Here is a 20,308-nt window from a genome sequence, read left to right on the forward strand (position 1 = left end):
CGACAAGCGATCAATTTAGGAGAGTACAAATGTTAAGTGAGAGGAAGGCCGACCAGGACGTTTCAGAGGCGGTCTTCGGTTACCTGGAAGGTCGCTTCCCCAATCTGGTTCCGTTGAGCGCAACAACGCCGTTGCTGGAAGGCGCCATAGATTCTCTCGGCTTTCTGGAGCTGATCATGTTCCTGTCGGAACGTTTCGGCATATCGATCAATGACGAGAATTTTGACTTTATGGAGCTGGCGACACCTGCCGGCATTACAGCTTTCGTGGAGCGAATGACCCGGTGATTTCGCAGCCTGTACTCCTGCACGACCTTCTTGCGCCCCACATTTCTAGTGACAAGATTGCGATCATCAATGGTGATCGCCGCATCACTTACCGGGAGATGGGCGATCTGGTTGCCAGATATGCTGGCGCGCTCGTCGCGGAAGGTCTGGAACGGAGAGACAGGGTTGCAATCTTTTTGCCTCGCGGCATCGAGGAAAGTGTCGCTATATTCGCGGTCAGCCGGGCATCAGGTGTGTTCGTCCCCGTGAACCCGTTGCTGCGCGGTCAGCAGATCTCCCATATCGTCAGCGATTGCGGTGCTCGCTTTATCATCACCAGCAAGGCGTCAGGCGATATGATCGCTGAATGTCTGGCTGATATTAACGATGTTACCGTCCTGTTTGTTGAAGATATTTGCGATGCCGACCGTCTGACAGTACCTTCAAACAATATTGGCGAAGATCTCGCCGCCATCCTGTATACATCTGGCTCCACCGGCAAACCCAAAGGCGTGATGCTGTCGCATCGCAATTTGCTGGCCGGGACCCGTATTGTTCGCACCTATCTCGGCATCACCGGCGAAGATCGCATCCTGTCGATTCTCCCCTTCAGCTTCGATTATGGTCTCAACCAGCTGCTGACATCGGTGGAACAGGCCGCCACCATCGTTATTCTCACCTTCCGATTTGGTGACGACATCACCCGTGCGCTGCGTGATCACCAGATCACCGGACTGGCGGGTGTGCCGACCGTATGGGCGATCCTGACCAAAACGTCGCCGCTGCTTTCGAAGACGGAACTTCCGCATTTGCGTTATATCACCAATTCCGGCGGCTCGGTGCCAACCAGCACGGTTACAGCACTTCGCAAGTTGCTGCCGCAAACACAAGTTTTCCTGATGTACGGTTTGACGGAAGCCTTCCGTTCGACCTTTCTGCCGCCGGAGGAACTTGACCGCCGTCCGAAGTCGATTGGCAAGGCTATTCCAGAGTGTGAGGTCTTTATCGTAACAACATCGGGACAGCGGGCAGCACCGGGCGAGCCGGGCATTCTCGTCCATCGTGGCCCAACGGTGTCACTTGGTTATTGGAACAGGCCCGAGGACACGGCCGAGGTTCTGAAACCGCATCCGTTCCATGATGCCGGGATCGGCGGTGAGATTGTCTGTTATTCCGGTGATCTGGCAGTGCAGGATGACGAAGGCTTTTTCAGCTTCATTGGCCGCAATGACGCAATGATCAAGTCGTCGGGTTACCGTATCAGCCCGTCTGAGGTGGAAGAGGCTGTGATGGCAACCGGTCATTTCAGGCAGGTCGCGGTGATTGGATTGCCGGATGAACTGGCCGGCCAGAAGGTTCATGCACTGGCTGTTGCCGGGGCCGATGATGTCGATGTGACCACCGTCCTGCGGTCTGTGGCTACCAACCTCGCATCCTACATGGTGCCGCGCGTGATCGAAGTCGTGGATGAATTGCCAGTCACGCCCAATGGCAAGATTGATTACCAGAAACTGGTGAAAGAGCGGGTGGCGTCGTGAGCGAAACCGAGCGCCCCAAACCGTCGCATGGCTATGATCTTGCTGCGTCCCTTTTCCAGACGGACGGCCCTGATCTGCTGGTTGGCGGCGTTACGGTTCGTGAGGTAACCGCAAAAACCGCAACTCCCGTTTATATTTATGATGCTGGTCTCATGCGCCGGACCTACCGGCAGCTAGCGGCCGCATTGGACGGGTTTGCCACGATCCATTATTCGGTGAAGGCCAATCCCAATCCGCAGGTTATCAAGGTTTTTGTTGAAGAGGGCGCTGGCGTCGAGATTGCGTCGGTCGGCGAATATCGTGCAGCGCTGGCGGCAGGTGTTGCGCCGGGAAAAATTCTGTTTGCCGGCCCCGGCAAACGTGTTCGGGAGCTGGAAGAGGTCCTAGTCGGCGGTATCGGCGAAATTCATATTGAGAGTTTTGAAGAGATCGAACGCCTTAAGGTGATCGGTAAGCCTGTGCGGTGTTCTCTGCGGATCAACCCGGTGCCGACCGTGCAGGCCGGTGCCATGCGTATGGGTGGCAAGCCGACAGCATTCGGATTTGATGAAGAAGATCTACAAGCTGCCTTGGATGCCGTGTCCAACGTTGAGACTATCGACCTGGTCGGTGTGCATGTTTATGGCGGCACGCAAATTCTGGACGAAGCAGCACTTCTGGAACAATGGCGTCATGCGATTGGCATTGCGTCACGGATTGCTGCGCAGTTGGACAAACCGCTTGAAACGGTCGATCTCGGTGGTGGGCTCGGCATTCCCTATTACGTCGGCGACAAGTCCCTTGATCTGAATGTCATCGCGGCTGCGGTTCCGTCGCTGATTGCGTTGATGAAGGATGATCCACTCCTGTCATCCGCCAAGGCAATTGTAGAGCCGGGTCGTTTCCTTGTTGGACCTGCGGGCGTTTACGTTGCCGAAGTCAACTCGGTGAAACACTCACGCGGTACTTGTTTTGTGGTGACTGACGGTGGCATGCACCACCATCTGGCGGCATCGGGTAATCTGGGACAGGTTATCAAGCGCAGTTACCCCGTGGTTGCGCCAGCCCGTATGAATGAAACAAATTGGGCACCGGTGACGATCGCCGGCCCACTTTGCACGCCACTCGATATTTTAGCGCGTGATATCCAGATGCCGGACCTGAAGGCCGGTGACCTCGTGGCCGTCCTGCAATCAGGCGCCTATGGCATCACGGCAAGCCCAATCAACTTCCTGTCGCATGACCGTCCTACCGAGGTCATTGTAGAGGATGGGCAGGTTCGGGTGCTTGCTTAGCGGTAGACGGTAAAAATGATAATGCGCGGCTTCCTGTGAAAGCCGCGCATTATTTTTGGTCTAAGGTTGTTGTCAGGCGTCGTCGCTCTTGTCGAGTTTCTTGGTTGCGGCACCTTTCGAAGCGCCAGCAAGGCTTCCGGCAAGCAGTGCCTGGGTCGGGTCTTCACCCTTGAAACCAGCCTGAGACAGGATTTCATCAAGGATCGGCTTCTGCGCAGTGAAGCTGAGTAACTGGCCCGAGAGATCATTCAAGGCACTGCCACCGCCGTTACCTTCACCGCCCTTGCCGCCAAGCGCACCTGCCAGATTACCGGCGCTGAAAATGCGGATGTCGGAAATCTTCTCAATTGGCTTCATGGCTTCTGCCAGTGCCTCTGGGATGATTTCGATGCGCGCGCGGGCAAGTTCGTACTCGATGATATCACCGGACAGGGCGTTACGGGCGTCGTTACGGGCACGTTCTGCCTGGGCTTCAGCGTCACCGAGTGCAATCACGCCCTCTGCGCGGATCTTGGCGGCCTGAGCCTCAGCCTCTGCTGCGATCTTGGCAGCAGCAGCCAGGTTTTCCGCTGCGGCACGTTCCGCTTCTGCCTTGACCGTGATCGCTGTTGCATCCCGTTCTGCGGCCTTGCGGGCATCGATAACTGCAATGCGCTTGGCGCGTTCAGCAATTTCCACTTCACGCGCGGTCACAACCTGTTCTTCGGCCGTAATAGCGGCAGCCTTGGCTTCATCGGCCTTGGCACGAGCTGCCTGTTCTTCCTCTACCTTTTCGGCAACGGCAATTGCCGCTTCGATGCGAGCCGTTTCGGTAATCTTGCGGGCTTCAGCCTCGCGTTCGGCAATGCCGCGTTCAGCTTCGATACGCGCTGTTTCACGGGCCTGACGGGCCTGTGCGTCACGTTCCGCGATACCGCGTTCAGTATCCAGCTTGGCGGTTTCTTCGCTCAAACGGGCGGCCTGCTCGATCTTGGCAGCTTCCGCACGGGTCTCGGCCGTCTTGTTGGCGATGTCGCGTTCCTGGTTCAATTCTGCGTCACGCTGTTCGCGTTCAATAGTCAGTCTGCGCAGTGAGGCTTCACGGTCTTTGGTGGCGATTTCAACTTCGTTGTCGCGAACAATCTGGTTACGCTCGCGCTTGCGCTCTTCGGTGATCTTGGTCAGCGCCGTCAAACCTTCGGCATCGAAGGTGTTGTTCGGGTTGAAGTGTTTGATGTCGGTCTGGTCGAGACGCGTCAGCGATACGGATTCAAGTTCCAGACCGTTCGACTGCAGGTCATGGGCAACGGCGGCCTGCACCGATTTGACGAATTCGGCACGCTGTTCCTGCAGGTCGCGCAGCGACATGGTGGCTGCAACGGAGCGCAGACCGTCAACGAACTTGGCTTCGACCAGTGCTTTCAGCGCATCGGCATCATTGGTACGGTCACCGAGCGTCTGGGCGGCAAGCGCAATGTTTTCCGCATCCGGCTTCACGCGGACGTAAAACTCCGCGGTGATATCGGCACGCATGCGGTCTTTTGTGATGAGAGATTCGTGCTCGGATCTCTTCACTTCAAGGCGCAATGTGCTCAGCGATACCCAGGAATACGAGTGGAAGATTGGCAGGATGATCGAGCCACCGTCCAGCACGACTTTTTTGCCGCCAAGACCGGTTCGGACATAGGCTTTATCGCGCGTCGAACGGGTGTAGAGCGATGTCATGATAATGCCGATGACGACAATCGCGGCGATAATAACCCCGGCAATAAGGCTTAGAGAAAAGAAATCCATCGTGTGTTAACCCCCATTTTGCCCATTGTTGGACAAGTTAAGTTCCGCCGGTGCCGGGATGGCTTCAAAAAGCCCCTCGGAACCGTCGACAATTAAAATGTGCTCGCCGGTTGCAATGGTGTATCCCACTGCCGCTTTGGCGCGCAAGGAGTGGATGTTATCGTATCGGTCTTTGACCCTGACGGTGCCAGGATTTCCCTGATCGAGCGGACCGAGGGTGACTATTCCGACCAGTCCAATGAAGTCAGACTGGTGCAGCACACTTGTTTCATCACGCGGAATGATCTTGGCCAAGGCACGACTGGCCCAGCGGGTTACTGGAATGGCTGCTGCCAGTGCTCCGGTAATCGCCGCATAATCCGGCATTGGGCCAATAATGGTCGCCGACGATATTGCCTGTATGACAAAACCGGCCACTGCAAATGCTGCCAGAAGAATGACGGCGAGCACCAGGACAGGCACCCCGCCGGCATTGAGCCAGGACATCCAGCTGCCAAGCAGGCCGGAATGCGACTCTCCGGGTGTGTGATGGCTAAAACCATCATCAAGAAGCGAGGAGACGGATGCGCCGAGCAACATTGAAACAAGTTCCACAATGCCAAGGCCGGCAATGACCAGCAATGCCAGCCAAAATGCAGCCGTACCCGGTTGCACGATTGTTCCCATTAGCGTTGCCCTTCACGGAATGCCTTGAGACGCGCATCAATGGCGTTTTGTCGCTGCAAGCGGCCAAGCTCTTCAATTTCGGCGGCGCCGTTCGTGGGTTTTGTGGGTGTGCCGGTAACCCGCTCAATGGCATCCAGTGCGTCTGCAAGGCGTTGGTCATTGCGCTGCGATGGGGTTGAGTCCACGTGTGCTGCAGTTTTGGCTGCTTTCTGCGCGTCCTCGACCCGCTTCTGGGCGTCTGCCTTGGCTGAGGCAATACTGCGCAATGTGGCCTCTGCTTCGGTGATCTCGGCAGCATTTTCCATGATGGCTCTGCCAAGTGCTTCGCGCTGGGCCTCCAGATCGATCTGCAGGCCGGTTGCGGCACGCGCCAGATCTTCGCGATTATTTTCCAACCCGACCTTTATCTTTTCATCGAGGTCCTGAATTTCGTCATCCAGATCCTTGGCCTTGGCCTTCAACCGATGACCGGCTGCAACCGCGACGCCCAGTGCTGCACGGGCTTCCTCGGCGATTTTCCCAATTTCGCGGACGGCCTGCTGAGCAACGGCAACCGGATTGTTTGACTCAGCTGTGTCTACGGCGTTGTTGACAACACCTGCGATGACGCGCCCGAGCCGGGCAAGAATGCCTTCATTGTTCATGGAAGTCTCCTTGTTCGGTTGAAAGCCGGACCTTATTCCGGCGTGGATGGTCACTGTGTTTTCCTCAAAAATGAGGCGTGCTTCAGTAAAGTCAGTCCAACCCTCCCGATAACCCCGCACCGCGTAAGGCACAACGATACGGCCGTTGATCGTGGCGATGCTGACCGTGTCTGGTCCTTTGACGGAAAACAGTTTGGCATCGAGAGGAATGCTCTGGACGGGTTGCTCGGGGTCGTAATGGCTGTGGTCGCGCAAAGCCAGTGTCGCCATGCGTGAGGGCAGGCCGGTCCGGGCGCGGATGTTTTCATAGGCTGCGGTGTGCAGCGCAACTAGGTTTGCGCCTTCTGTCTGGTCGAGAACACTCATCGCATCCCGATAGGCAGACAGGGTCTCCCGCAGGGAAGACAGATCCTGCTTTGTCGGTTCGAGCACCAGAATGATGCGAGAAAGAAGCCTTCTGATCATGCTCAAGTATATAAAGCACTTCATTTGTGCTTTCAATGCATGTCTAAAATTATTTCTTGCTATGGTTGCGTGTGCTTACGGCGCTTACACGCAGCTTCTTCGTGATGCCATGCGGCGGTTCAATTACGCGTGTCTGCTGCCTGCGGGTAAAATACCAGCATCGAATTACATCGCCCGCCAACCCAAATGATCGGCTGAGGGAGAATTGACCTTGAAAAGAAAACCGCTGGTTTTTGGTCTGTGACAGAGTTTGTCACATATTTGTTATGTCGTGAGAATAGTGAGGTCGCATCTTAATCAACCCCTGCGATCATATGACCTTCACCTCCGAGGCAGCCCAGGCTGCGGTTTCTACTGCTGGCCTGAGTTTCCAGTATTCCCAGACGGCAATCCTCAAGGGCATCGACCTTTCACTGATCCGTGGTCGCACTTTGGCGCTTCTGGGGCCTTCCGGCTGCGGCAAGACAACATTGTTGCGACTGATTGCAGGTCTGTTGCAGCCGACAGCTGGTTCTGTGTCGATTGCGGGCAAGGTCGTGGCTGATGCGGGCAATTCGATTTTCGCACCGCCTGAAAAACGCAATCTCGGCATGGTGTTTCAGGATTATGCACTGTGGCCGCATTTGACCGTGGGAGGCAATGTATCCTTCCCGCTGGAAATGCGCGGCATTGGCAAGAGTGAACGACACCAGCGCACTATTCGCGCCCTTGAACGTGTCGGTCTGGCTGCTTTCGCGGATCGACGCCCAAGCGATCTGTCCGGTGGCCAGCAGCAGCGCGTGGCGATTGCCCGCGCCATTGTAGCGGAACCGCAGTTGATCCTGTTCGACGAGCCTCTGTCCAATCTTGATCGCGAACTGCGCGAAAACATGGTTGGTGAACTGGCAGAACTGATTGCCTCGCTGCAACTGACGGCCGTTTATGTCACGCATGATCATGCCGAAGCGCTGACGCTGGCCGATGAAGTTGCGGTTATGCGCAGCGGCCATATCGAGCAGCTGGCCTCGCCGGATTCCCTGATCGGTAGCCCGGCAACACCTGAAGTCGCGGACTTCCTCAGACTTGGCGGTCTGGCCGATATCGAGTGGAAAAACGGCAACTGGTTCCTGGCTGGCAGCACCTATCAAATTGCCGACATGCAAAACCCGTCCCGTAACCGCGCTCGTATCCTCATTCCGACACGTGCCGTGTCGGCCGACGAAGGTCGTGGCAGTTTCCAGGGCGTGGTGCTGCGTTCGCAGTTTCGTGGTGATGGCCATCTGGCGGTTGTCTCGCCGCCCGGCCTGCCGTCCGTCGAGCTTCAGCTTCTCAGCCAGGTCCGTTTCAGACCGGGCGAAACAATTCCGATTTCCGTCGATGCCGACCAGATTCACTGGTTCGGTGCCGATGACCAGATCACTCAAAAGGAGAGAGTTGCAACATGTTGAAATCCCTCAAGCACACCGCTTTTGGCGTATTGGCTGCCATGCTGATGGCCGGCACTGCCCATGCCGATATCACCGTCTACACCGCTGGCCCGCAGAACCTCATCGACAAGATGGCTGCCGGGTTTACCGCGCAGTCCGGCATCAAGGTCAATGTCTTCCAGGCAACAACCGGCAAGGTCATGGCCCGTATTGAGGCAGAAGCTGCAAACCCTGTCGTTGACATCGTCATCTCCGCGTCCTGGGATACGGCAACCGACTTCGCAAAGCGTGGCTGGCTGGTGTCCTACACAAGCCCTAACGCTGAAAAGGTTCCTGATTTCCTGAAGTCCGACACCGCTGTTGCACAGGGCGTTTCTGCGCTCGGTATTGCGTGGAACACCAAGAGCGGCACACCGAAGCCTGCCGAGTGGGCTGACCTGGCAAAGCCAGAGTTCAAGGACCTTGTGAACATTCCAGATCCTGCCCAGTCTGGTTCTGCTTTCGAACTGACCGGCGTTCTTGGCGTTCATGACGACTTCAAGGTCTTCAAGGACCTGCAGGCAAATGGCGCGATCATTGCCGGCGCCAATGCTGAAGCGCTTAACCCAGTTTTGCAGGGTGCAAAGGCTGCTGTTTTTGGCGCTGTTGACTACATCACCTATGGCAACAAGGCCAAGGGCGAAAGCATTGACGTTATCTTCCCTGCTTCCGGCACGGTTATCGCACCGCGTCCTGCCATGATCCTGAACTGGTCCAAGAACCAGGATGAGGCGAAGAAGTTCATCGACTACATGCTGTCGGACGAAGGCCAGAAGATGGTTGCCGCAACCTACCTGATGCCAGCACGTACCGACATCCCGGCTGACCGTCCGCTGATCAGCGACCTGAAGCTGCTCGACTACGATGCGTCCGCCATCTACGGCAAGCGCGAAGAGACCCTGAAGAAGGTTTCCGATATCTTCGGAACAAACTGAGTATAAAAGAATGCGTGCAAAGGATATTGGGGGCGCCGCGCCTGCTGCCTGGCTTGCTGCCTGTGGCCTCTTAATCGTCGTTGTCGTGCCCTTTGCCGCAATCGTACTCCAGGCAATCTTTCCTCAACTCGGACAGGGCTCCTTTTCGGAGCCCTTCTCGCGGCTTGCTCAAACCCTTGGGGATAGCAAGCTTTTGGGCATGACCCGCAACACGCTGCTTCTTGGGCTGTGTGTGGTGATAGCGTCGGCCGCTCTAGCGGTGCCGCTTGGTGTTGCGCGTGCCCTGTACCGCATTCCGTTTGCAAGAGTGTGGGATATCCTGTTGCTCGTGCCCTTCATGATCCCTCCCTACATCGCCACACTGGGCTGGATCATGACATTGCAGCCGCGCGGTTATCTGCAACAGCTTCTCGGTTTCAATCTTTCGCAATTCCTGTTTTCGCTGTTTGGCATGACTCTGGTCATGACCTTCAACACATTTCCGGTCGTTTATTTTGCTGTGTCGCGCACGGTCGAGGCGGTTGGTGCCCGTTATGCGGATGTCGGCCGTGTATTCGGTGCAACGCCAACGCGGGCATTCTGGCGAATTACGCTGCCTTTGTCGGCGCCCGGTCTTGCCGCAAGTCTTCTTCTGGTATTTGCCGCCGCCATCGAGGAATACGGCACGCCGGCAGCCTTGGGCAGCCGTGCCGGTTTCCCGGTTCTTGTAACCGGCATTGATACACGGGTCAGCGACTGGCCGATTGATTTGCCCGGTGCTGCCATCCTGTCATTGGTGCTGGTAACTTTGTCGCTGCTGGCTTTCCTCGTCCAGCGCTGGATCCTGGCGCGTCGTTCCTATCAGACCGTGGTGGGCAAACCGCAAAACAGTGACAAGCGCGAGCTTGGTGCCTTCACCGTACCTGTCATGGCGGCATTTGCTGTTGTGGCATTTCTGGCAACCGGCGTGCCGATGCTTGCCATTCTCGTTACGTCGCTATCGCGTACCATCTCGGGCGGTCTTGCCGTAGACAATGTAACGCTGGCAAATTTTGCCGCCGTTTTCAGCAACAGCGCCGGTGCGCTGGGTGCCTTGGTGAACAGCCTGACGCTTGGCGTCGGTACTGCTATCATTACCGGTATCATCGGCGTTGTCTCGGCTTATACAGTTGTAAAGACCAGAATGCGCGGACGTGTCCTGATCGATATCATGACCGTCATTCCCAATGCCCTTCCGGGTATTGTGGTTGCCGTTGGTTTGATCATGGCCTGGAACATGCCCGGCCCCCTGCCATTCACGCCCTATAATACCGCCTTGATCCTTCTTCTGGCCTATTGCTGTATTTTACTGCCACAGACGGCGCGTTACGCAACCGCTGCATTTGTGCAGCTCGGTGACAATCTTGAGGCAGCGGCGCGCGTGTTTGGCGCTAGTGGACCTGTCGCTTTCCGCCGTATTCTGCTGCCGCTGGTGTTCCCCAGTGTTGCCTCGGCGATGCTGCTGGTGTTTGCTCTTGCTTCTCGCGAACTGGTTGCCTCAGTTGTGGTGGCCCCAGTTGGCATGCAGACGATTGCCACCTTTATCTGGCGTCAGTTCGAACAAGGTTCAGTCGGGATCGGTATGGCCATGGCCTTTGTTACGATCATTCTGACGACACTGTTGCCGTTGCTGTTCTTGCAACTCCTGAAGAAAACAGGATTTGTGGTCGATTGACACTTAGCTTGCGCGTCAAATCGCGTTGCCGTTCATCGCGAACGGCAGGCGATTTACCGGTAAGGGCTGGGCCATTGTTTTCGCTACCTCTTGACGCCAATTGCTGAATTCTGATTATGCAACGGTGGTCGGGCTGACCGGCAAATTACCAAATGCGTAGCAACTGCTTATTTTAAAAGGCAAAACTGGCTTTGAACACAGTATGATACCCGATTATCTCGACACCAGGCAGCTGGAAGCGTTTGTCGCAGTGGTATCTATTGGCAGCATGACCGGTGCTGCAAAAGCGCTCGGAAAATCCCAATCGGTCATGACACGGCTGATCCAGGACCTTGAAAAAGAACTGGGGTTTCCGGTTCTTCACCGCAATGGCCCGCGTATTATACCAACCGAACAGGGACTGGCTTTTTTTGCTCAGGCGGAACTGTTTCTCAGTGGTTTGCGTACCATCAGCGAAGGTGCGCGCAAGATTGCCGTTGATGCCGCTCGGCCCATTGAGGTCGCTTCCGTCCCTGCTCTCGCCGCCAGCATTCTGCCTTCGGCTTTGGCGTTGCTGGAGAGTGCATCATTGCCCTCGCATATCCATGTCAAAAGCACGGCGTCTGAAAATGTCGTGCAAGCTGTGCTGGCGCGCACGTCTGATATTGGTATCGCCAGCCTGCCGCTCGATAATTCGGGGCTTGATGTGCACTGGATTGGCGAGTCCCCCTGCGTGGCGGTTGTCAGCAATGATGATGAATTGGCAAAACACAGAGTGGTAACGCCTGAGGACCTGCAGGGACGGCGGTTGATCGTATCAGCCAACCCGTACCGGTTACGGATGCGTATCAACCAGACCCTTGAGAAGCATGGCGTGCAACCCGGCGGCATCATTGACAGTAACGCGACCTATGTTTCGCTTGCCATGGCACGCTCCGGCCTCGGGATTGCCGTGGTGGAATCGGCAACGATTTTCGGGCTTCCCGTTACTGACGTTACAGCCATTCCCTTGTCCTTCAGAATCCCGTTCCACTGGGGTGTCATTACCGCCTCTGGCCGGCCGATGGGGCAGACGATCACTGCGTTGATTGAAGCGATAGAGACAAGTTCGAAGGCGCTTCCGGGGTTTGTCAAACATTCGGACAAATTACTTCTGCAATAAAGCGTGCGGGCAATCGGCTGTGGCTGATTCCAACGTGCACCCCTTATCCGAAACTATTTTCTGGAATTCGGCGTCTCATTGGAACGCTCTTGAGCACGCGAAGTTTTGCGAGTATCATCTTGCTAATTTCGCATAATTGATAGCTTATATTTCTATATTCAGAATTTAATTGAAACAAATCGACCTTACGTCGGACGTATAGAATATCTACCATTTAGATAGATTAACCGACTTTCTAAAGCGCAGGGCTTGCATCTGCGCTGGCGTAGTTGGGGCACATCGGTCGGATCACGCAGACAACGCGTGCAGCGGTATATTATAGGGTTATACGAAGGGAATTATGATGCTTTATTCTGTTTCGCGTCGCCGGATTTTAAAGAGCATGTGCGCAGTTGGTGCGCTGGTCGCTGCGACAACATTCGCAGTGCCTTCATGGGCTGAAGGCAAGCCGGGTGGAACGCTGATTTATCTCGAAAAACAGGCGCATACGAGCCTTTATCCGCCAGCTGCTGGCTTTTATCCGAACGGTGGCCTCCTCAACCAGATCACCGACAAGCTGACCTATCAGAACCCGCAGACGCTTGAGATCGAGCCGTGGATTGCCGAGAGCTGGGACGTCAATGCTGATGCAACAGAGTACACATTCCACCTGCGTGACGGCGTAACCTTCTCTGATGGCACACCGCTTGATGCCGCTGCTGTTGCCGCCAACTATGACGCATTTGGTCTTGGCAACAAGGCGCTGAAGCAGACGGTTTCGGAGGCAATCAGCAACTATGAGCGCTCGGAAGTGGTTGATGCCAAAACCGTAAAGTTCCACTTCAAGGCGCCAGCACCTGGTTTCCTTCAGGCAACAGCCACCCCGACATCCGGCCTCGTTGCCCTGTCGACGCTGAAATTGTCGTCGGATGAACTCGGTCAGGCGCTCAACATCATCGGCTCCGGCCCGTTTGTCGTGGCGAGCGAAAAGCTTGGCACTGAAATTCAGCTGACGGCGCGTACCGATTACGCCTGGGGTCCCGCGAAACTGAAACATCAGGGCCGTGCCAATCTTGATGGCATCACCATTTTGACGGTGCCGGAAGATGGCGTGCGCATCGGTGCACTGATCTCCGGCCAGGGCGATTTCATCCGCCAGGTTCACGCCTATGATGAGGCGCAGGTGAAAGCAGCGGGATATACCGTTTATGGTGCACAAACACGTGGCACGACCCACGCTGTTGCCTTCCGTCCAAGCAATCCGTTGGTTGCAGATCTGAAGGTCCGTCAGGCCCTTCTGCATGCCACGAACAGCCAGGAAATCATCGATACGCTGTTCTCGGACAACTATCCCAAGGCTCGCTCACCACTGTCGTCGGTTTCTGCCGGTTTTGTTGATCTCAGCAGTGACCTGACCTTTGATGCTGCACGCGCCAACGCTTTGCTGGACGAAGCGGGTTGGAAGCCGGGTGCTGATGGGATTCGTGAAAAGGACGGTCAGCGGTTGTCGTTGGGTGTTTATGAATCGCTCAACTATGCCCGTAGCAAGGAAACGTTACAGCTGCTCGCCCAGCAATGGAAAGCCGTTGGCGTCGAATTGAAACTGCTGGCTGGTGAAGCCGGTACCCGCACCAAGGATGATCTCGATCCGTTGAAGACACCGCTGGTGCCGACAAAAGTCGAACGTGCTGATCCGGAAGTTCTCAAGAGCCAATATTATCCGACAACGCGCGACCAGTTGCGCCAGAAGGGTGGCAAGGGCGAGGGCACGACGTTTGTCGACACCGACTTGAATGACATTCTCGACAAGATCGCGTCGGAGCCGGATACCAGCAAGCGTCTTGAATATACCGGTGAAGCGCAGAAGCGTTTGATCGAACAGGCTTACGTCATTCCGCTGTTTGAAGAACCCCAGTCCTTTGCGGGCGCGCCCTATGTCAAGGACGTCGCTTTTGAGGCTGTCGGTCGGCCTGTCTTTTATAGCGTGTGGCTTGATCGATAGATCAGGCCAGCAACATCGAAACAAGTGTGGTCTGAAGCATTGTCTCTTTCCCGATACCTCGTCTTGCGCATTGGCCAAGCTGTGATCGTGCTGTGGGCCGCATTCACCCTGTCATTCCTGCTGTTGCAGATGATGCCGGGTGATGCGGTCTTCATCAAGTTCATGGGGGCAGACTTCGTGCTGACACCGGAGCAGCTTGCGCATATTCGTGAAAGCTATGGCGCCGACAACCCACCGCTAGAACGTTATTTCAGTTCGTTGATCAACACGCTGTCCGGCGACTTCGGGTATTCGATTGATGCCGGTGTTCCTGTCAGCGCTTTGCTTGCCGATAATGTGTTGCCAACCTTCAGACTTGCTGGCCTCGGTTTTGTTGGTGCGGTTCTGCTGAGTTTCGTCTTGGCCTTCCTCTCTTATTTCTCGCCTTTCTGGTGGTTACGGCGCTTCATCACCGCGCTACCGTCACTATTTGTTGCCATTCCCGCCTTCTGGCTGGGCATGATGCTGATCCAGATCTTTTCGTTCAGGCTTGGGCTTGTTCCCGTCATCAATCCCGGTCCCTGGGTTGGGCTTATCTTGCCAGTGGCAACGCTTGCGGTACCGATCAGTGCGCCGATTGCACAGATTTTGATCCGCAATATCGATGACGTGATGACGCGGCCGTTCGTTGCCGTTGCCCGTGCCAAGGGCGCTTCGCTGCGCTTTGCGTTCTGGCGCCATGTGTTGGGCAATGCACTGCTGCCGGTATTGACCATATGCGGCATGTTGTTCGGTGAACTGCTTGCCGGCGCGGTTGTCACAGAAACGGTCTTTGGACTGAACGGTATCGGTCGACTGACCGAAGCCGCTGTCGCCACTCTCGATGTGGCTGTTCTGCAGGCCGTCGTCCTGCTGTCAGCAGCATGTTTCGTTACGATCAATCTTGTCGTGGACCTGTTCTATCCAGTGTTCGATCCACGACTGCGCAAGAGCATGAGGGCTGCCTGAGATGTCTCCTGTAGAAGAACCGGTCACGGGTCTGCACAGTCGGAAAAGATTTACCGGACTGCGAGAGAAGCTCGGCTCGATCACCATTGCAACGGCTCTTGCCTATCTGGTTCTGCTCCTGGCTGTGCTGTGGGCAGTCGTCCCCGGACTGTTCAGCAGCTATGATCCTATTGCCAGCGTGCCCGGCCAGCAGCTTCGTGCACCAAACTTGATCCATTTCTTCGGCACGGATGCCTTGGGCCGTGATGTGTTTTCGCGTGTTGTACATGGTTCCGTGCATTCGTTAAGCGGTGCGTTCATCGCAACCGCTGTCGGGTTTGTTGTCGGTACCGCTCTCGGTCTACTGTCTGGTTCGGCGGGTGGTATTGTCGATGAAATCATCATGCGCATTGTCGATGTTCTGCTGTCTATCCCGGCGCTGCTTCTGGCGCTGACCATTATCATCCTGCTTGGTTTTGGCACGCTGAATGCATCGATCGCAGTTGGTGTTTCGGCGATCGCAGCCTTCGCGCGCTTGATGCGTTCCGAAGTGATCCGCGTTCGTGCCAGCGATTACGTCGAGGCGGCCATCGGCAGTGGCGGCACTCTGGCCAAGGTTCTGTGGCGGCATGTCCTGCCCAACGCATTGACATCCGTTGTTGCCTTTTCCGCGCTGCAGTTTGGTTCGGCCATCCTGCAATTGTCGACGCTGAGCTTCCTGGGATATGGCGCACCACCGCCAACGCCGGAGTGGGGATTGCTGGTCGCGGAAGGCCGAAACTATGTCGCAACGGCTTGGTGGCTGACTGCCGCGCCCGGTCTCGTCGTCGTTATCATGGTGCTTGCAGCCAATCAGATCAGCAAATCGATGAGGAGCCAACGATGACGGTTCTAACGACGCCGCCTGATGGCGTGGATGCCTCGCTGCCAATCCTGGAAGTGCGCGATTTGTCTGTCTCTTACGGGGCTGGACGCACCGCAAACAGGGCTGTGCACGGCATATCGTTCAAGATCAATCGTGGTGAAACCCTAGCAATCGTCGGCGAGTCCGGTTCTGGCAAAACCACCACCGCGCAATCGATTATAGGCCTGTTGTCCGGAGGACGCATTGACGGCGGTCAGGTTCTGCTGAATGGCACCGATATTGCCGGATGGTCTGACCGGCGATTGGACGGTCTGCGCGGTTCGCGCATTGGTCTCATTCCGCAAGACCCCGGCAGCTCTCTGAACCCGATCCGCACCATTGGCTCACAATTGCTTGAGATGTTCCAGATCCATGGACATCGGCTAAGCAAGGCTGCAGGCAAGGCGAAGGTCTTGGAGTTGCTGGCCAAGGTCGGCCTGTCGTCTCCTGAACTGCGGTATGACCAATACCCCCATCAGCTGTCGGGCGGTATGCGGCAGCGCGTGCTGATTGCCATGGCGATCATGCTTGAACCCGAGCTGATCATCGCCGATGAGCCGACAAGCGCGCTGGATGTCACCGTCCAGAAACGTATCCTTGATCTGATCGAGACACTCAAACGGGAAACCAATGCCTCGATCCTGCTGATTACCCATGATCTGGGCGTTGCCGCTCGTGCCGATGCCATCGTGGTCATGCATCAAGGGCGTATTGTTGAAAGCGGGCCCACTGCAGAGATCATTGCATCTCCCAAAGAGGCCTACACGCAAAGGCTGCTTTCCGACGCGCCGTCCTTTGCGGACAATAACCGCGTCCGCAATCTGGATGGTACCAGCACCCTGGCGGATGATCTCGTGGTGGTTGAAAGTCTCAGCAAGCGCTTTTCTTTGCCGGGCAAGTCGGACGGATTGCTTGCCGTGGACGATCTGTCATTTCGTGTTGCCCGTGGCACCACGCATGCGATTGTTGGTGAATCCGGCAGTGGAAAAACCACGACGATCCGCATGGTCACCGGCTTTGAGAAACCGACGACTGGCCGTATCGTCATTGGCGGTGAGAACCTCGCTGAGCTCTCTGGCGAGAAACTTCGCCAATTTCGACGCAAGATCCAACTGGTCTATCAAAACCCGTTCAGTTCGCTGGATCCACGCCAGACGATTTCCCAGATCGTGGATGAACCGCTTCGAAACTTCGAACCACTTTCTCCCGACGAGCGTGCCAAACGGGTGCGGAATATGATCTCGCGCGTTGGCTTGCCGGCGGATGTACTTGATCGCCATCCTGCAACCTTGTCCGGTGGTCAGCGGCAACGTGTGGCCATTGCCCGCGCGCTGGTCCTGCAGCCCGAAGTCGTGGTGCTGGATGAAGCCGTTTCGGCATTGGATGTCACCGTGCAAGCCAGGATTCTGGCGCTGTTGTCTGAACTCCAGCGAGAGTTTGGCCTGACGTATATTTTCGTATCGCACGATCTCGCGGTTGTCCGCCAGATTGCCGACACGGTGTCGGTGATGCGCAACGGGCAGGACGTCGAACATGGGCTAGTCGAGACCGTATTCGGCAATCCCCGCCACGCTTACACGCAGGAACTGGTGGCAAGTATCCCAATGCTTCGCCAATCGGCCTGAGCAATGTTAATACAAGCGCATTTTTGCAGCAGTCCTCGCCTTTCCAAGAGATGTTCATGACCCGCCTTAAACCCCAAACCTTGGAAGAACTTGAAGAGCGGCTTGCCGAAGACCTTCTCTGGCTGAACCGTCCCGCGTCTTCGTGGGTCAAGCCGCGTGAGCATCAGGGTCAAAAAGTTCTGGATGTAGCGGTGATTGGCGCTGGTCTTTGTGGCCTCATCGCAATGGCGGCGCTGAAAGGTCATGGCATCGAGAATGTGCGTGCCTTCGACCGCGCACCGGCCGGACAGGAAGGTCCGTGGATCACCTATGCACGCATGGAAACGTTGCGCACCTCAAAGGATCTTCCGGGTCTGGCGCTTGGTCTGCCTGCATTGACTTTCCGGGCTTGGTACGAGGCGCAATTTGGCCGCGAAGCATTCGAGGCAATGTTGTTGATCCCGACGGCGCAGTGGATGGATTATCTCGTCTGGTATCGCCAGGTTCTTGGACTGGATGTCGTCAGTGAAGCGAGTGTGCAGGGCGTCACGCCGCGTGCGGACGGACTGTTCGAAATTGCCTACGCCGACCCACAAGGCGACCATGTGGAATATGCCCGCCGGGTGATTATCGCAACCGGGTTGGATGGTTTGGGAGAACCTTTCCTGCCCGCCGTTGCGCACCGTGTTCCGGAAAAATATCGGGCTCATGGTGCCGCGATAATCAATATGTCGATGCTGAAAGGCAAGACTGTTGCCGTCATCGGGTCCGGCTCCTCCGCCATGGACAACGCGGCTGCCGCTCTCGAAGCAGGGGCAGCGCGGGTTGATGTGTTTGCCCGCCAGAACAGTCTCGCCAAGGTCGATCGTCTCGCCGGAATTTCCGGCATGGGTACACGATACGGCTATTTCGACCTGCCTGATGCGGACAAGTGGCTGATCATGCACGAGGCCAGCAAGGTGGGAACACCGCCGCCGAAACACAGCGTTTTGCGGGTGTCAAAATGGCCGAATGCGCATTTCCATCTTTCCAGCCCGATAGACGACATTGTCGAAACGGCCGCTGGCGTTGAGATCACCACGCCGAAAGGCCGTTATGGTGTGGATTTCATCATCTTTGCCACCGGCTTTGGTATCGATTACGCCAAGCGGCCAGAATTTGAGGCCATTACCAGCAACGCCCTTTTGTGGGGAGAGGCTTACACGCCACCGGAAGCACTTGGAAATGCTGGCCTTGCTGCGTCACCTTATCTCGGCGCTGCTTTTCAGTTCATGCCGAAATCCGATGCTGAGCAGGACCGCTGGATCAGCCACGCCTACTGTTTCTCGTTCCCGTCGCTGTTGTCGCACGGCAAGATCAACAGCGGCATACCCTCGATCAACGAGGGTGCAACCACATTGTCCAACGGTATCGCGCGGTCGCTGTTCGTGGAGGATCGCGAGCAGCTGCTGGCGCAGTTCCACAGCTACGACAAAAGCGAACTGACTGGCGATGAATGGACAGATGCGGACGAGCCCGCAAGCGAACACCGTCGCGCCACCAAATAATCAACAGATCCATCAGGAGTTATCATGACAAAGAAGACCGTTTATTATTTTCATTCGCTAAGTTCTCCATGGGCCTATCTTGGTTGGCCCCAGTTCAAGGCATTGATCGAGAAACACGATCTGAACGTTGTTGTTCGCACCACGACTGTTGTGCCGGAAAACGGTGGTGTTCCGCTTCGTACGCGCCCAGTCGCACGTCAGGACTATCATGCCATTGAGCTGGATCGCTGGCGCAAGCGTCTCAACATGCCGTTGGTGCTGAAGCCTAAATATTATCCCACCATTCCGCATTTTTCCGCACGTATGGTTCTGGCCGCTGACAGCCTTGGCCTGCCAGCGCTTGACCTCAGCCACGCGCTTTTGAGCGCAGTCTGGGCGGAAGAACTCGACGTCAAGGATCCCGAAGTACGTATCGCCAAAGCCAATAGTCTCGGCCTTGATGGCAAGCTGCTACAGTCAATGGAAGAAAGCCCGGAGATCATTGCCGCGTGGGAAAAAAGTGAAAACGAAGCCAAGGAGCGTGGCGTATTCGGCACGCCGACATGGTTCTACAAGGATGTGCCTTACTGGGGGCAAGACCGCCTGAGCTTCCTCGACGAGGCACTCTCGGCAGACTGAGACAGTCCGCACGACAACAGCGAAACAGCATTTGGGAATTGCGACTATGGATCTTGGTTTGAACGGCCGGAAGGCTTTGGTATGTGGGGCAAGTGAAGGTATCGGCTATGCCGCTGCAAAGCTCCTCGCGTCGGAAGGCGTCAATTTGGTTCTCGTAGCGCGCAATGAAGAAAAGCTGGAACGGGCAGCGGCGGCATTGAAAGACCTTCATGCCGTCAATGTCGATTATGTGGCGGCAGATCTCGGGCATAAGGAAGAGCGCGCCAAAGTGCTCTCCTATTGCAATGATCCTGACATCCTCATCCACAATGGCGGCTGGCCCCGAACCGAGCGCGATTTCCGCAAGTGGAGCAATGACGACTGGCTGCGCGCACTCGACCTGATGATGCTGGCACCGGTTGAACTGATCACCGGCGTGATTGATGGTATGGCAGAGCGCAAGTTTGGGCGCATTGTTGCGGTGACCTCCCGCTTCGTGAAAGAACCAAGTGCGGAGTTGGCCCTGTCGACCAGCCCGCGACTTGGTTTGTCGGGGTTTATCACCGGGGTTGCACGGAAATATGCAGCTCATAACGTGACCCTCAACACCGCCCTGCCGGGCATCATAGCCACGGAAACGCAGTTTCAGCACGGCCGTGATCTGGCGGAAGCGGCGGGCAAGAGTTTTGATCAGATATGGGCGGAGCGTTCTTCAACCAATTCAGCCAATCGGTTTGCTACGCCTGAGGAATTTGCGTCCCTTTGCGTGTTCCTGTGTTCTGCGCATTCGGGCTTCCTGACCGGCCAACACATCTTGAGCGATGGTGCCGGTTATCCGGGCGTTTTCTGACGGCTGAAGCAGCGGCTTT

At 56.2% G+C, this 20,308-nt stretch carries 17 protein-coding genes and 1 pseudogene; 15 read left to right on the plus strand and 3 right to left on the minus strand.

Features of this window, described 5'->3' with window-relative positions:
* Nucleotides 1–29 precede the first annotated feature (29 nt).
* Genes ACZ5FM_RS19090 through ACZ5FM_RS19100 form a run of 3 tightly spaced genes read left to right on the plus strand, consistent with a single transcriptional unit; the run spans nucleotide 30 to nucleotide 3,078 of the window.
* Nucleotides 30–287 carry an acyl carrier protein gene (locus ACZ5FM_RS19090; protein WP_464040938.1) on the plus strand — a complete coding sequence of 86 codons (258 nt, stop codon included), beginning with the start codon at nucleotides 30–32 and terminating at the stop codon, nucleotides 285–287.
* Nucleotides 287–1,804, plus strand: coding sequence for an AMP-binding protein (locus ACZ5FM_RS19095; RefSeq protein WP_464041055.1), 1,518 nt, complete (start codon nucleotides 287–289; stop codon nucleotides 1,802–1,804). Before ACZ5FM_RS19090 ends, ACZ5FM_RS19095 begins: the two co-directional genes overlap by 1 nt.
* Nucleotides 1,801–3,078, plus strand: a complete 1,278-nt coding sequence (locus ACZ5FM_RS19100) for a type III PLP-dependent enzyme (RefSeq protein ID WP_464040939.1) — start codon at nucleotides 1,801–1,803, stop codon at nucleotides 3,076–3,078. Before ACZ5FM_RS19095 ends, ACZ5FM_RS19100 begins: the two co-directional genes overlap by 4 nt.
* 72 nt (nucleotides 3,079–3,150) lie before the next feature.
* Here the strand turns inward: ACZ5FM_RS19100 and ACZ5FM_RS19105 are convergent, their stop codons facing one another.
* From ACZ5FM_RS19105 to ACZ5FM_RS19115, 3 genes are read right to left on the minus strand one after another with little or no spacing between them, the layout of a single operon-like run.
* Nucleotides 3,151–4,851: a flotillin family protein gene (locus ACZ5FM_RS19105; protein ID WP_250984477.1), complete on the minus strand. Its 1,701-nt coding sequence runs from the start codon at nucleotides 4,849–4,851 to the stop codon at nucleotides 3,151–3,153.
* Between the two features lie 6 nt (nucleotides 4,852–4,857).
* Nucleotides 4,858–5,517, minus strand: a complete 660-nt coding sequence (locus ACZ5FM_RS19110) for an OB-fold-containig protein (RefSeq protein WP_464040940.1) — start codon at nucleotides 5,515–5,517, stop codon at nucleotides 4,858–4,860.
* On the minus strand, nucleotides 5,517–6,626 hold the full coding sequence (locus ACZ5FM_RS19115; RefSeq protein WP_464040941.1) for a PspA/IM30 family protein: 1,110 nt from the start codon (nucleotides 6,624–6,626) through the stop codon (nucleotides 5,517–5,519). Before ACZ5FM_RS19115 ends, ACZ5FM_RS19110 begins: the two co-directional genes overlap by 1 nt.
* A gap of 422 nt (nucleotides 6,627–7,048) precedes the next feature.
* Between ACZ5FM_RS19115 and ACZ5FM_RS19120 the strand changes: the two are divergent.
* The 12 genes and pseudogenes from ACZ5FM_RS19120 to ACZ5FM_RS19175 form a co-directional block, all read left to right on the plus strand.
* A pseudogene (locus ACZ5FM_RS19120) lies at nucleotides 7,049–7,405 on the plus strand (ABC transporter ATP-binding protein); the annotation flags it as partial.
* 357 nt (nucleotides 7,406–7,762) lie between these two features.
* Nucleotides 7,763–8,053 (plus strand): TOBE domain-containing protein, encoded by a 291-nt coding sequence (locus ACZ5FM_RS19125; RefSeq protein WP_464041056.1) that lies wholly within the window; start codon nucleotides 7,763–7,765, stop codon nucleotides 8,051–8,053.
* Nucleotides 8,047–9,006 (plus strand): ABC transporter substrate-binding protein, encoded by a 960-nt coding sequence (locus ACZ5FM_RS19130; RefSeq protein WP_464040942.1) that lies wholly within the window; start codon nucleotides 8,047–8,049, stop codon nucleotides 9,004–9,006. Before ACZ5FM_RS19125 ends, ACZ5FM_RS19130 begins: the two co-directional genes overlap by 7 nt.
* Before the next feature lie 10 nt (nucleotides 9,007–9,016).
* Nucleotides 9,017–10,699 (plus strand): ABC transporter permease, encoded by a 1,683-nt coding sequence (locus tag ACZ5FM_RS19135; protein WP_464040943.1) that lies wholly within the window; start codon nucleotides 9,017–9,019, stop codon nucleotides 10,697–10,699.
* Nucleotides 10,700–10,901: 202 nt separating this feature from the next.
* Nucleotides 10,902–11,840: a LysR family transcriptional regulator gene (locus ACZ5FM_RS19140; RefSeq protein ID WP_464040944.1), complete on the plus strand. Its 939-nt coding sequence runs from the start codon at nucleotides 10,902–10,904 to the stop codon at nucleotides 11,838–11,840.
* Nucleotides 11,841–12,183: 343 nt separating this feature from the next.
* Nucleotides 12,184–13,821: a TIGR04028 family ABC transporter substrate-binding protein gene (locus tag ACZ5FM_RS19145; RefSeq protein WP_464041057.1), complete on the plus strand. Its 1,638-nt coding sequence runs from the start codon at nucleotides 12,184–12,186 to the stop codon at nucleotides 13,819–13,821.
* Nucleotides 13,822–13,860: 39 nt separating this feature from the next.
* Complete coding sequence (locus tag ACZ5FM_RS19150; protein ID WP_464040945.1) at nucleotides 13,861–14,808, plus strand: ABC transporter permease; 948 nt, start codon at nucleotides 13,861–13,863, stop codon at nucleotides 14,806–14,808.
* Between the two features lies 1 nt (nucleotide 14,809).
* Entirely contained in the window at nucleotides 14,810–15,673 is an 864-nt protein-coding gene (locus ACZ5FM_RS19155) for an ABC transporter permease (protein WP_464040946.1), read from the plus strand.
* A complete protein-coding gene (locus ACZ5FM_RS19160; RefSeq protein WP_464040947.1) occupies nucleotides 15,670–17,316 on the plus strand; it encodes a dipeptide ABC transporter ATP-binding protein in 1,647 nt (548 codons plus the stop codon). The genes ACZ5FM_RS19155 and ACZ5FM_RS19160 overlap by 4 nt, the downstream gene beginning before the upstream one ends.
* Nucleotides 17,317–17,372: 56 nt before the next feature.
* Nucleotides 17,373–18,842, plus strand: coding sequence for an NAD(P)-binding domain-containing protein (locus ACZ5FM_RS19165; protein WP_464040948.1), 1,470 nt, complete (start codon nucleotides 17,373–17,375; stop codon nucleotides 18,840–18,842).
* Between the two features lie 24 nt (nucleotides 18,843–18,866).
* Nucleotides 18,867–19,460: a DsbA family protein gene (locus tag ACZ5FM_RS19170; RefSeq protein ID WP_464040949.1), complete on the plus strand. Its 594-nt coding sequence runs from the start codon at nucleotides 18,867–18,869 to the stop codon at nucleotides 19,458–19,460.
* Nucleotides 19,461–19,506: 46 nt separating this feature from the next.
* Nucleotides 19,507–20,289: an SDR family NAD(P)-dependent oxidoreductase gene (locus tag ACZ5FM_RS19175; RefSeq protein WP_250984487.1), complete on the plus strand. Its 783-nt coding sequence runs from the start codon at nucleotides 19,507–19,509 to the stop codon at nucleotides 20,287–20,289.
* Nucleotides 20,290–20,308 lie beyond the last annotated feature (19 nt).

It is taken from the genome of Agrobacterium sp. 5Ca50, assembly GCF_055381905.1.